Here is a 12,311-nt window from a genome sequence, read left to right as displayed (position 1 = left end):
GTACGTACGGGAGGGGTCCATTGGTTCCAATCGGGGATGAAAAATGTATTACCGACCCGTACACACCCCACCCGCTACCGCCTCCCGGCGTTGTCGCGACGCATGGGCGGAAGGCAGGATGAGCCCATGACGCACGCCATGGTGAAGGGCTCGAACGTTCAGCTGGAGACTGTGGCGGTGCGCGCCGTCCTGTGCTGGGTCCCCGGTTCAGGCGTCCCCGACGTCGACGCTTCGGCGCTGCTGCTCGGCAAGAGCGGACGGGTCGGTTCCGACGAGGACTTCGTCTTCTACAACCAGCCGCTGCATCCGTCCGGCGCGGTGCGCCACCTGGCAGAGACACAGGACCAGGACGGAATGCGCGAATCGGTCGAGGCCGATCTGGGAGCCGTCGCCGGTCATGTGGACCGGGTGCTGCTGGCCGCTTCCACGGACGGCGGCACCTTCGCCGACGTACAGCGGCTGCGGCTCCTGCTGTACTCGGGCGGCGAGGCCGCCGGAGAGCCACTGCTGCAGTTCGACATCGCGCCGGAGACGGGCGCCGAGACGGCGATGATCTGCGGAGAGCTGTACAGGCGCGGCACCGGCTGGAAGTTCCGCGCGCTCGGCCAGGGTTACGACACGGGGCTGGTGGGTCTGGCCACCCAGTACGGAATCACCGTGGAGGAACCGGGCCCGGTGTCCGCAGCCGGAGCCGGAGCCGGAGCCGGAGCCGGTCCGGGGTCCACCGCACCGGAACAGCCCGCCCCTACCGTTCCGGCTCAACCGCCGGCTTCCACACACGACGCCGTGACCGTGCCGGCCCTCAACAACCCGCAGCATGCGCCCGAGCCGGAGGACTTCCCCCTCGCGGCTCCCGCCCCCGGGCCCGCGGCCCGGCCCGCTGCGGCCGCGCCGTCGCCCATTGCGGCGACCGGTCCTGGCCCGGCGGCACCGGCACAGCCCGGCTACGCCTATCCGCAGCCGCCGCAGCAACCGCCAGCCACCCGGCCCGCGTACGGATATCCGCAGCCCGCCTACGGCTACCCGCAGCCGGACCCGGACTTCGCGCTGCCGCCCCAGGGCCCGCAGTTCCAGAACCGCTGACGGGCCCGGGGCCGGGCCACGGTCCCGGGCCCAGTCACGAACCCGGCCCCCGTCACGGCCCCGGCCTCGGTTCCGCTTCCGGTCAGGCCTTGCCGGCCTTGTAGCCCCGGCCCCACTGCAGCCCCCAGCCGTAGAGCCGGTCCAGCTCGGACTGGAAGCCGTAGACGTAACGCACCTGGCGGCGGACCATCAACTGGTCCTTCTCGTGCTGAATGAGGAGCACCGCGCACGAACGCGCCTGCGGAGCCCGCTGATCGAGGGCGACTTCGACGCGCGGCCCGTTGCTCGGGAAGAGCGAGAGGATCGCGTGCGTACGGTCGAAGGCCGGGGTCCCGTCGTAGATGTAGACGAAGAAGAGCAGCCGCTTGATGTCGTCCTTGTGGTCGAGATTCACGTAGATCGTCTCGCCGGACGGTGAGCCGAAACGGTCGTCACCAGTGAGCTTCACGAACGGCGGGGAGTTCCAGTCGCCGAGGAAGTTGCCCAGCGGCTGCACGACTCCCTTGCTTCCGTCGGCCAGTTCGTACATGCAGGCAAGGTCGAGGTCGACGTTGACGACGCCTTGCGTGTGCGCCTGTACGACCTGCGGCTTCAACGCCTGGAGCGGATGCCTGAGCGAGCCGCGGCGGCCCGTTCTGCCGTCGAAGTCCGAAGAGCGCATGCGCCAGGAGAGGTTGACCCGCAAACTGCCGTTGTCCGCCCCCTGTTCGGTGAGCGACACCGACGAGTGGCGCTTGGTCAGCTCGACCGCGTAGGTCGACGGGCCCCCTACCGTGTCGAACTTCGGACCGCGCCGCCGCATCCCGGCGCTGCTGCGCCAGTTCTCCCAAAGGGAGACCATTCCGCACCCCCACTCGAACTCCAACTGCTGCGGGGCGGCTCCGAGTCGGGACTCGGAGCCGCCCCGTCAAGAGCGTTCCGCAAACAGGCCGCCGTGACACCCGGAGACGCGAGCCCGCCCACATCTTCCGGGATCACACGGGTCTCACGCTTTGGTTCCGACCTCCTTGCCGGCGGACTCGTCCTCCTCGCCGCCGCCCCCGCTGCCTCCGGACTCCGCGATGCGCTTGTTGCGCCGTAGCGAGGACCAGAAGGACGCGGCGATCAGTGCGACACCGATCAGGCCGGTGATGACCTCGTTGATCTCGTACTTGATGGTGATGAGCAGGATGGCCGCCAGCGCACCGATCGCGTAGTGCGCGCCGTGCTCCAGGTAGACGTAGTCGTCGAGCGTGCCCTGCCGGACGAGATAGACCGTGAGGGAACGGACGTACATCGCGCCGATGCCCAGGCCGAGCGCCATCCAGAAGATGTGGTTGGTGATGGCGAAGGCGCCGATGACGCCGTCGAACGAGAAGGAGGCGTCGAGGACTTCGAGGTAGAGGAACATGAAGAACGCGGCCTTGCCGGCCATCCCGACAAGCGTCGGGTCCTTGCCCTCCTTCTTGGCTTCCTCCTCGGCCTCGTGCTCCCGTTCCTCCTCCTCTTCAAGTTTGTTCTCGAAGTGGCCCGAGAGACCGCCGACGAGGAGGTACGTGATGAGGCCGGCGACGCCCGACAGCAGCACCGTCGACGACTTGTCGGCGTGAGCGCCTCCGTGCTGGTGCGCCTCGACGGCGAAGGTCATCGCGGAGACCATCAGCACGATCAGCGCGATGCAGACCGAGAGCATGTCCACCTTGCCGAGCTTGGCCAGGGGCCGCTCGAGCCAGGCCAGCCACTTGTACTCCCGCTCCTCGAAGATGAAGTCGAGGAAGATCATCAGCAGGAACATGCCGCCGAAGGCCGCGATGGCCGGGTGGGCGTCGGTGACCAGCTCCTCGTACCTGGTCGGACTGTCCAGCGCGAGCTGAACGGCCTCGATGGGGCCGATCTTGGCGCTGATGGCCACGATGACGACCGGGAAGACCAGCCTCATCCCGAACACCGCGATGAGGATGCCGATGGTCAGGAAGATCTTCTGCCAGAACTGGTTGAGCTTCTTCAGCACACCGGCGTTGACGACCGCGTTATCGAAGGACAGCGAGATCTCCAGGACGGACAGGATCGCCACGACGGCGAAGCCCTTCCACCCCCAGAGGAACGCGGCGAGGGCAAGTCCCACGGCAGTGACGCCGAAAGACCAGCCGAAAGTTTTCAGAACCACTGGGCTTCCCAATCGCTTTACGGGCTATTGACCTTGGCTTACGAAACGTTGACCCCGAAGTCTAGAGCGATGCCTCGCAGGCCTGAGGCGTACCCCTGCCCAACGGCCCTGAACTTCCATTCGCCGTCGCGCCGGTACAGCTCGCCGAAGATCATCGCGGTCTCCGAGGAGGCGTCTTCGGAGAGGTCGTAGCGCGCCAGCTCCTGCCCGTCCTCCTGGTTCAGGACTCGGATGTAGGCGTCGGTGACCTGGCCGAAGGTCTGCCGGCGGGGCTCGGCGTCGTAGATGGAGACCGGGAAGACGATCTTGTCGACGTGGGCGGGGACGAGGGGCAGGTCCACCAGAACCGTCTCGTCGTCCTCTCCTCCGGTGCCGCCGACCAGTTCGTCACCGGTGTGCTCGACCGAACCGTCGGGGCTCTTGAGGTTGTTGTAGAAGACGAAGTAGTCGTCGCCGAGGACCCTGCCGTTCGCACACAGCAGCGCGCTGGCGTCCAGGTCGAAGGCGGCTCCGGTGGTCGACCGGGCCTGCCAGCCCAGTCCGATCCGGACTTGGGTCAGATTCGGTGCGGCCTTAGAGAGGGAGACATTTCCCCCCTTGGCGAGCGTCACGCTCATGTTCCGATCCTCTCCCCGGTGTTGATGCACCCAGTCTCCCGACATCACCAGGCGCCGCACACCTCCAGATCACGGAAGTCTGCGGCGCCGGCGGTTGCCGGGATCGGTCAGACGTTGACCCCGAAGTCCTGCGCGATGCCGCGCAGTCCCGACGCGTAACCCTGGCCGATGGCACGGAACTTCCACTCCGCGCCGTGCCTGTAGAGCTCACCGAAGACCATGGCCGTCTCCGTGGAGGCGTCCTCGGAGAGGTCGTAGCGCGCCAGTTCGTTGTTGTCGGCCTGGTTGACGACGCGGATGAACGCGTTGCGGACCTGGCCGAAGCTCTGCTGGCGGCTCTCCGCCTCGTAGATGGAGACGGGGAAGACGATCTTCTGCACATCGGCAGGGACACCCGCCAGATTGACCTTGATGACCTCGTCGTCGCCCTCGCCCTCACCGGTGAGGTTGTCGCCGGTGTGCTCGACGGAGCCGTCGGGGCTCTTGAGGTTGTTGAAGAATACGAAATTCTGGTCCTTGCCGACCTTGCCCTCGGCGTTCGCAAGAAGTGCGCTGGCGTCGAGGTCGAAGTCCGAACCTGTGGTCGTACGGGCATCCCAGCCCAGGCCGACGATCACAGCTGTCAGGTTCGGGGCCTCCTTGGTGAGCGAGACGTTGCCGCCCTTGTTGAGGCTGACTCCCACGAGTCCTCCAGGTGTCTGTTCGAAGGAGCACCCTGTCCGTGCCCCCGCCTGCCTATTCCGGTTGCTGCCGGATCAACGAATCGATCCTAGTGAGCGGTTCCCCCCGCTCACAGAGCTTCGCTCACAGGGTTTCGAGCGCCCTGACGTACTCGTTCAGGTCGCGGGCCTCCGGGATCGCGTTGACGACGCTCCAGCGCACGACACCCTCGGTGTCGATGACGAAGGTGCCGCGCACGGCGCAGCCCTTCTCCTCGTCGAAGACCCCGAAGGCGCGGGAGGCCTCACCGTGCGGCCAGAAGTCCGAGAGGAGCGGGTACTCCAGGCCCTCCTGGTCGGAGAAGACGCGCAGCGCGAAAGGCGAGTCGTTGGACACGGCGAGCAGCTGCACGTCGTCGTTGACGAACGAGGGGAGTTCGTCACGCAGCGCGCACAGCTCCCCTGTGCAGATCCCGGTGAACGCGAAGGGGTAGAAGAGCAGAACGACGTTCTTCTTGCCGCGGAAGTCGGAGAGTGAGACCGCTTCGCCGTGCTGACTCTTCAGTGTGAAGTCCGGTGCCTTGGTGCCGACCTCGATTGCCATGGGGAGAAGAGCCCTTTCCGTAGAGACGATCCGTCGTAGAGACGATCCGTCGTAGAGACGATCCGTCGTGTCGTGGAGACGATCTGTCGTTGAGACGATCTGTGAGCACGACATGTGCCGCCCGTGTCCGCCCGGCGCCGGACGGTAGGGGCGGGCACCGTCGTACAGGACGTCGGCGCAGTCTTTCACTCCCGCCCCCGGAGCGACTCCGGGCCCCCGGCAGGCTGGCTGCCGGGGGCCCGGATCTGGTCTTGTTCACTGCTCGCCGGAGCTTCTCGTCGAACCCTGGGGGCTGCGCCTTGGGGAGGGAGGCCCCGAGCTACCGCTTGCCTGTGCGGGCGGCCTTGGGGGTGACGAGACGGCTGCCGCTCCAGTCCTTGCCAGCGTTGACGGTGCTGGTCTGTGCGAGCCCGGCGGTCTGTGCCGCCTCGCCGATCTCGCTCGGCTCGACGTAGCCCTCGCGGCCCGTCTTGGGCGTCAGCAGCCAGACCGGAGAACCCGCGTCGATCATCGTGGTGGCATCCACCAGCGCGTCCGTCAGGTCGCCGTCCTCCTCGCGGAACCACAGCATCACGGCGTCGGCCACGTCGTCATGGTCCTCGTCGACGAGCTCCGTACCCGTGATGGCCTCGATTCCCTCACGGAGTGCCTGCTCGGCGTCGTCGTCGTAACCGAGCTCCTGGACCACCTGTCCGGGCTGGAAACCCAGCCTTGCGGCGGGGTTGGTCCGCTCCTCCGCGTGGTCCGCGGTCGCGCTCACGGATTGCCTCCTGTCTCTTGCTGGAATCTGCCTTGTGCCCCGCGCGCACGCGAGGCATTGGCCGTAGTCCACACGGGCAGGGCGGATCGCGCAAGTACCCCACCATCCATCCCGCCCAAACGTTGACGTGTCGCCCCACAATGCCCGATGGTCAGTGATTCACGCCACAGTGACCAGGTCGATACGGGGTGGTTGAACCCCTTTCGTACCGACTGTACTCGCCGCTGCACAGTGCCTCCGTGACGGGCGTAGGGTGGCAATTCGGCCGCCCCATTTGACCCTTCTTTTCGAGGCGTTGTGAGTCTGAGCCGGGTTACCCCGCAGTAGAGGTGACGTGGACGCAGCGGCGGTACACGATGGAGGCGGCGCGACACCATGCAGACCGATCACGAACAGCGAAGGAACAGCGTGGCTTCCGGATCCGATCGCAACCCGATCATCATTGGCGGCCTTCCCAGCCAGGTCCCGGACTTTGATCCCGAGGAGACCCAGGAATGGCTCGACTCGCTCGACGCTGCCGTCGACGAGCGCGGCCGGGGACGTGCCCGCTATCTCATGCTCAGGCTCATCGAGCGGGCGCGCGAGAAGCGCGTCGCCGTACCGGAGATGCGCAGCACGGACTACGTCAACACCATCGCCACGCGGGACGAGCCGTTCTTCCCCGGTAACGAGGACGTCGAGCGCAAGGTCCTCAACGCGACCCGCTGGAACGCCGCGGTGATGGTCTCGCGTGCACAGCGTCCAGGCATCGGGGTGGGCGGTCACATCGCCACCTTCGCCTCCTCGGCCTCGCTCTACGACGTCGGCTTCAACCACTTCTTCCGCGGCAAGGACGAGGGGGACGGCGGCGACCAGGTCTTCTTCCAGGGCCACGCCTCCCCGGGCATCTATGCGCGTGCCTTCCTGCTCGACCGGCTCTCCGAGGCACAGCTGGACGGCTTCCGGCAGGAGAAGAGCAAGGCGCCCAACGGACTCTCCAGCTATCCGCACCCGCGGTCCATGCCGGACTTCTGGGAGTTCCCGACCGTCTCGATGGGGCTCGGCCCGGTCGGCGCGATCTATCAGGCCAGGATGAACCGCTATATGGGGGCCCGCGGCATCGCCGACACCTCCAAATCGCATGTGTGGGCCTTCCTCGGCGACGGCGAGATGGACGAGCCGGAGTCGCTGGGCCAGCTCTCGCTGGCGGCCCGGGAAGGGCTGGACAACCTCACCTTCGTCATCAACTGCAATCTGCAGCGGCTCGACGGACCCGTGCGCGGCAACGGGAAGATCATCCAGGAGCTGGAGTCGTACTTCCGCGGCGCCGGCTGGAACGTGATCAAGCTGGTCTGGGACCGCTCCTGGGACCCGCTGCTGGCCCAGGACCGCGACGGCGTGCTGGTCAACAAGCTCAACACCACGCCCGACGGCCAGTTCCAGACATACGCCACCGAGAGCGGTGCCTACATCCGCGACCACTTCTTCGGAGGTGACCAGCGGCTGCGGGCGATGGCGGAGAACATGACCGACGACCAGCTGCTGCACCTGGGGCGCGGCGGCCACGACCACCGCAAGGTGTACGCGACCTACAAGGCGGCCAAGGAGCACCAGGGCCAGCCCACCGTGATCCTCGCGCAGACCATCAAGGGCTGGACGCTGGGGCCGAACTTCGAAGGCCGCAACGCCACGCACCAGATGAAGAAGCTGACGATCGACGACCTCAAGGGCTTCCGCGACCGGCTGCGCCTGCCGATCCCGGACAAGGAGCTGGAGTCCGGCGCCCCGCCGTACTACCACCCGGGCAGGGAGTCCGAAGAGATCCAGTACATGCACGACCGGCGCAGGGAGCTCGGCGGCTACGTCCCCACGCGCGTGAACCGCTCGAAACCGCTGAAGCTGCCCGGCGACAAGGCGTACGCGGCGGTGAAGAAGGGGTCCGGCCAGCAGCAGATCGCCACCACCATGGCCTTCGTGCGGCTGCTGAAGGACCTCATGCGTGACAAGGAGATCGGGAAGCGCTTCGTGCCGATCGCGCCCGACGAATACCGCACCTTCGGAATGGACTCCTTCTTTCCCTCGGCCAAGATCTACAACCCGCTGGGGCAGAGCTACGAGTCCGTGGACCGTGAACTGCTGCTGGCCTACAAGGAATCGCCCACCGGGCAGATGCTGCACGACGGCATCACGGAGGCGGGCTGCACGGCCGCGGCGACGGCCGCCGGCTCGGCCTATGCCACGCACGGCGAGCCGCTGATCCCGATCTACGTCTTCTACTCGATGTTCGGATTCCAGCGGACCGGCGACCAGTTCTGGCAGATGGCCGACCAGCTGTCGCGCGGTTTCGTACTGGGCGCGACCGCCGGCCGTACGACCTTGACCGGTGAAGGGCTGCAGCACGCGGACGGACACTCCCAGCTGCTGGCGTCGACCAACCCGGCCGCGGTCTCCTACGACCCGGCCTTCGGCTTCGAGATCGCGCACATCGTCAAGGACGGCCTCCAGCGGATGTACGGCTCCAGCCCCGAACACCCGCAGGGCGAGGACGTCTTCTACTACCTCACCGTCTACAACGAGCCGATCCGGCAGCCCGCCGAGCCGGAGAACGTGGACGCCGAAGGCATCGTCCGGGGCCTCTACCGCTACCGGACGGGCGAGAAGGGGACCATCCCCGCGCAGATCCTCGCCTCGGGTGTGGCGATGCCGTGGGCTCTGGAGGCGCAGGAGATCCTCGCCGACCAGTGGAACGTCAAGGCGGACGTCTGGTCGGCGACCTCCTGGAACGAGCTGCGCCGCGAAGCGGTGGACGCCGAGGAGCACAACCTGCTTCACCCCGAGGAGGACCAGCGCGTCCCGTACGTGACGCGGAAGCTGCAGAGCGCCGACGGGCCGAAGGTGGCCGTCTCCGACTGGATGCGGTCCGTGCCGGACCAGATCGCCCGCTGGGTGCCCGGCACCTACCAGTCCCTCGGAGCCGACGGCTTCGGCTTTGCCGATACGCGCGGTGCCGCCAGGCGCTTCTTCCACATCGACGCGCAGTCGATCGTGCTCGCCGTGCTCACGGAGCTCGCACGGGAGGGGAAGATCGACCGCTCGGCGCTGAAGCAGGCCCTCGACCGCTACCAGCTGCTGGACGTGGCGGCCGCGGACCCGGGCGCGGCCGGCGGCGACGCGTAGCTTCCACTGAACGGCTGTTCTCTTCCGGGGCCCCGCACACCGCGGCGGCCCCGGAAGCGGCTCAGCCCCTCCGGACCGCGACATCAGCGCTCCCAGACCTTGAACGCCCGCACCCTGTACGCGCCTTCCGGTGTCCACGATCCCGAGGGGTGGGTGTGGAACCCGGCGGTCTCCGCGCACTCGCCGCTCTCGTAGACGGTGACGGGACGGCCCGTGCGGTTGGCGAAGGACTGTACGCCCGAGCTCCCGGGAAGCCGCAGACAGCTCCCGATGGCGACGCGCTTCAGCTCGTACGCACGCCGCTCGCCCCCGAAGCGGGGCTCCGGCCACAGGCAGACCTCTCCCGCCGCGCACTCACCGAGCCTCGGCTCGGGCCCGGCGGCCGCCGCCGGCTGCGGCACGGCGCCGCTCCCCGCGGTCACCGCCCCCAGCGCCAGCGCGGCCACGACGCCCCTCGCCGAGAACCCCCGCCGCCGGAGCGGCCAGGCGCCCCGCCCGGACACACTTCGCCCGCATCCACGCATGCTGATCACTTCCCCCGATACCCGCCCGGGCCCGACCGCCCGGCGTCGTGACCAGCATGTACGGGGCTCGCGGCGACGCCAAGCGGGAACCGTGGGTTTCACCGGTACAGGTGGCGGAGTTATCCACAGGCGGCAAGCACGCCCCCGCCGGGAGCCGGACACAACTCGGGGGCGGACAGCCGTACCGTCCGCCCCCGGTTCACACCCGCGGTGCGGTCACACGTGCACTGACGGACCCGCGTCGCTCTTGCCGCTCTTGGTGAAGAAGGCGACCCCGGACGCGAACACCGCGACGATGCCCGCGCACATGAAGGCGAGACCCATCCCCGAGATGAAGGAGTCGTGCACGACGTTCTTCATGGCTTCGGCCAGCTGCGCGGGCGTGCCCGCGGGTGCGGGCGGAGCGACGCCGACCTCGGCAGCGCCCTTGAGCTTCTCCTCCTGGCCGGGCGGGAGCGGCGGGAGCTTCGCGTCCGCCCACTTCTCCGGCAGCGCCGTGTCGACCCGGGTGGCCATGACGACGCCGAGCACCGCCGTACCGAGGCTGCCGCCCACCTGCATCGCCGCCTGCTGCAGTCCGCCCGCGACACCGGAGTGCTCCAGCGGCGCGTTGCCGACGATGACGTCGGTGGCACCGACCATCACCGGTGCGAGGCCGAGACCCAGCAGCGCGAACCAGAGCGAGGTGACGGCGAAGCTGCTGTCCGAATCCATGGTGGAGAGGCCGAACATCGCGATCCCCGCGACGAGCATGGCCCCGACGAGCGGACCGCGCGGCCCGACCTTGGAGATCAGCCCGCCCGCCAGCGGCGAGGCCACGATCATCATCGCGGTCAGCGGCAGCAGCCGGATCCCGCTGTCCACGGGCGACATGCCGTGCACGTTCTGCAGGTAGAAGGTGACGAAGAAGATGCCGCCCATGAACCCGAAGGCCATCAGCACCATCAGCACGGTGCCGGCCGTGAGCGGAACCGAGCGGAACATGCTCAGCGGAACCAGCGGCTCCTTCGCCTTGGTCTCCCAGAGTCCGAAGACGAGGAAGGCGAGGAGGGAACCGCCGAGGAAGGCCAGCGTCACCGGGTCGCTCCAGCCCCAGGACGGTGCCTTGATCAGTGCCCAGATCAGGCAGAACATCGCGCCGGACAGCAGCACGATGCCCGGGACGTCGAAGGAGCGGGGCGCGTTCTCCGCCCGGTGGTCCCGGAGGATCACCAGACCCATCAGCAGCGCGACGAGACCCACCGGGATGTTGATGAAGAAGACCGACTCCCAGTTGACCTTCTCCACCAGGAGGCCGCCGACGATGGGCCCGGCGGCGGTCGAGGCGCCGATGACCGCGCCCCAGACGCCGATTGCCGTGTTGAGCTTCTCGGCTGGGAACGAGGCGCGCAGCAGACCGAGCGCCGCGGGCATCAGCAGGGCGCCGAAGAGCCCCTGCAGCACGCGGAAGACGACGACGAGCGAGACGCTGCCCCCCAGGCCGATCGCACCGGAGGCCGCAGCGAAGCCGACGACGCCGAGAAGGAACGTCTGCCGGTGCCCGAACCGGTCACCGAGCTTGCCCGCGGTGATCAGGGCGACGGCGAGCGCGAGCAGATATCCGTTGGTGATCCACTGGACGTCGGCGAGTGACGCTCCGAGGTCCTTCTGGATGGCGGGGTTGGCGATGGCGACGATTGTGCCGTCGAGGGCCACCATCGTGATGCCGATCGCCACGGTGACAAGGGTCAGCCACGGGTGGCCGCGGACCCCTGAGCGGGGCTCCGGTGCGCCTGATACGCCTGGTATGCCTGGGTCGTTCGGACCGGGCGGCTCCGGCGTCCGGCCCGTGGCTGTGCTGGTCTGGGAGCTCATGCCGCGAGGTTAGTGACAGCCACTGACAATTGACAAACCGAATTATTCGTCGGTAGATGTCAGACTGCTCACATCGGGGCCGCGGCGCCCGTCCCCCACATCCGTGCCGCGCACACGGCTCCGCCCGTACGACTGTCCGTCCCGGTGCCGCACCCGCGGTCCGCGCCGGCAGCCCACGTCGGCAGCATCAGCACAGCACCCAGTACCAGCACCCGTATCCCGAACCTCTGGGAGGTGGCCGAAGTGACCGGTCTGCGTGAGCGCAAGAAGCAGCGCACCCGGGACTCGCTCGTCCGCGCCGCTCACGAACTCTTCGTCGAGAAGGGATACGAGGAGACCACCGTCGACGAGATCGTCGCCGCAGTTGACGTCTCACAGCGCACCTTCTTCCGCTACTTCGCCAGCAAGGAGGAGGTGGCCCTCTCCCTCCAGGCGCTCGTCTCGGAGCGGTACGTGGAGGCCGTACGCCGGCGCCCGCCCGGCGGCTCTCCCGTCCAGGTGCTGCGCACCACGCTGGACGAGACCTGGGAGAGCATCGGGGAAGCCATCGAGGAGGTCGTTCCGCTCCCCCTCTACATGCGGATGTGGCAGATCACCGAGTCCACGCCCGCCCTCGCCGCCGCCCAGCTCCGGCACGCGGTGGAACTGGAGGAGCGGCTCGCGGCCGAGATCGCGACGCGCGAGGGCCTGGATCCCGACACCGACCCCAGGCCCCGGGTCCTGGTCGCCGCGTTCTCCGGTGTGATGCGTGCCGCCTTCCGCGGCTGGAGCGTCCGCGGGGACCTCACGGTCAGCGCGGCACAGCACGCCGTCGAGTCGTATGTGGAGCAGCTGGGCCCCGCCCTGTCCGACGACTGGGGCGGAGCCTCCGCCGGCTGACGCGCCCGGCCGGCCAGCCCGGCCCGCCC

Annotated in this window: 11 protein-coding genes; 3 read left to right on the top strand and 8 right to left on the bottom strand. The window is 68.2% G+C overall.

Going from position 1 to position 12,311, the window contains the following annotated elements:
- Positions 1 to 126 precede the first annotated feature (126 nt).
- Positions 127 to 1,083, top strand: coding sequence for a TerD family protein (locus ACSMXX_RS23780; protein WP_473180725.1), 957 nt, complete (start codon positions 127 to 129; stop codon positions 1,081 to 1,083).
- 82 nt (positions 1,084 to 1,165) lie between these two features.
- On the opposite strand, the gene ACSMXX_RS23775 is transcribed toward ACSMXX_RS23780, so the two are convergent.
- The 6 genes from ACSMXX_RS23775 to ACSMXX_RS23750 all read right to left on the bottom strand — a co-directional run bounded on the left by ACSMXX_RS23775 (position 1,166) and on the right by ACSMXX_RS23750 (position 5,869).
- Positions 1,166 to 1,924 carry a Tellurium resistance gene (locus ACSMXX_RS23775; RefSeq protein ID WP_473180724.1) on the bottom strand — a complete coding sequence of 253 codons (759 nt, stop codon included), beginning with the start codon at positions 1,922 to 1,924 and terminating at the stop codon, positions 1,166 to 1,168.
- A gap of 144 nt (positions 1,925 to 2,068) precedes the next feature.
- The gene (locus ACSMXX_RS23770) at positions 2,069 to 3,229 is read right to left on the bottom strand and encodes a DUF475 domain-containing protein (protein WP_473180723.1); all 1,161 of its coding nucleotides are present in this window, start codon (positions 3,227 to 3,229) and stop codon (positions 2,069 to 2,071) included.
- Positions 3,230 to 3,267: 38 nt separating this feature from the next.
- Positions 3,268 to 3,846 carry a TerD family protein gene (locus ACSMXX_RS23765; protein ID WP_473180722.1) on the bottom strand — a complete coding sequence of 193 codons (579 nt, stop codon included), beginning with the start codon at positions 3,844 to 3,846 and terminating at the stop codon, positions 3,268 to 3,270.
- 107 nt (positions 3,847 to 3,953) lie between these two features.
- Positions 3,954 to 4,529: a TerD family protein gene (locus ACSMXX_RS23760; RefSeq protein WP_473180721.1), complete on the bottom strand. Its 576-nt coding sequence runs from the start codon at positions 4,527 to 4,529 to the stop codon at positions 3,954 to 3,956.
- A 121-nt stretch (positions 4,530 to 4,650) separates the two neighbouring features.
- Positions 4,651 to 5,109 carry a peroxiredoxin gene (locus tag ACSMXX_RS23755; RefSeq protein WP_473180720.1) on the bottom strand — a complete coding sequence of 153 codons (459 nt, stop codon included), beginning with the start codon at positions 5,107 to 5,109 and terminating at the stop codon, positions 4,651 to 4,653.
- A 319-nt stretch (positions 5,110 to 5,428) separates the two neighbouring features.
- Positions 5,429 to 5,869: a DUF3052 domain-containing protein gene (locus ACSMXX_RS23750; RefSeq protein ID WP_473180719.1), complete on the bottom strand. Its 441-nt coding sequence runs from the start codon at positions 5,867 to 5,869 to the stop codon at positions 5,429 to 5,431.
- Positions 5,870 to 6,277: 408 nt separating this feature from the next.
- Here ACSMXX_RS23750 and aceE point away from each other — a divergent pair, with 408 nt between their 5' ends.
- Positions 6,278 to 9,025 (top strand): pyruvate dehydrogenase (acetyl-transferring), homodimeric type, encoded by a 2,748-nt coding sequence (gene aceE, locus ACSMXX_RS23745; protein WP_473180718.1) that lies wholly within the window; start codon positions 6,278 to 6,280, stop codon positions 9,023 to 9,025.
- Between the two features lie 83 nt (positions 9,026 to 9,108).
- Here aceE and ACSMXX_RS23740 read toward each other — a convergent pair whose 3' ends face one another.
- The gene (locus ACSMXX_RS23740; RefSeq protein WP_473180717.1) at positions 9,109 to 9,471 is read right to left on the bottom strand and encodes a peptidase inhibitor family I36 protein; all 363 of its coding nucleotides are present in this window, start codon (positions 9,469 to 9,471) and stop codon (positions 9,109 to 9,111) included.
- 294 nt (positions 9,472 to 9,765) lie between these two features.
- The gene (locus tag ACSMXX_RS23735) at positions 9,766 to 11,403 is read right to left on the bottom strand and encodes an MFS transporter (protein WP_473180716.1); all 1,638 of its coding nucleotides are present in this window, start codon (positions 11,401 to 11,403) and stop codon (positions 9,766 to 9,768) included.
- A gap of 234 nt (positions 11,404 to 11,637) precedes the next feature.
- Here ACSMXX_RS23735 and ACSMXX_RS23730 point away from each other — a divergent pair, with 234 nt between their 5' ends.
- Positions 11,638 to 12,282: a TetR/AcrR family transcriptional regulator gene (locus tag ACSMXX_RS23730; RefSeq protein ID WP_473180715.1), complete on the top strand. Its 645-nt coding sequence runs from the start codon at positions 11,638 to 11,640 to the stop codon at positions 12,280 to 12,282.
- The last annotated feature ends 29 nt before the right edge of the window (positions 12,283 to 12,311 follow it).

It is taken from the genome of Streptomyces sp. DSM 116795 (assembly GCF_055792905.1).
Note: the sequence above shows the minus strand (reverse complement) of the source record. Positions and strands in the feature narration are given on the sequence as shown.

What these genes read in the sequence shown, in the direction of transcription:
- ACSMXX_RS23780 (WP_473180725.1), top strand. Translation starts at nt 127, where the DNA reads ATGACGCACGCCATGGTGAAGGGCTCGAACGTTCAGCTGGAGACTGTG.
- ACSMXX_RS23775 (WP_473180724.1), bottom strand. Translation starts at nt 1,924, where the DNA reads ATGGTCTCCCTTTGGGAGAACTGGCGCAGCAGCGCCGGGATGCGGCGG.
- ACSMXX_RS23765 (WP_473180722.1), bottom strand. Translation starts at nt 3,846, where the DNA reads ATGAGCGTGACGCTCGCCAAGGGGGGAAATGTCTCCCTCTCTAAGGCC.
- ACSMXX_RS23755 (WP_473180720.1), bottom strand. Translation starts at nt 5,109, where the DNA reads ATGGCAATCGAGGTCGGCACCAAGGCACCGGACTTCACACTGAAGAGT.
- ACSMXX_RS23735 (WP_473180716.1), bottom strand. Translation starts at nt 11,403, where the DNA reads ATGAGCTCCCAGACCAGCACAGCCACGGGCCGGACGCCGGAGCCGCCC.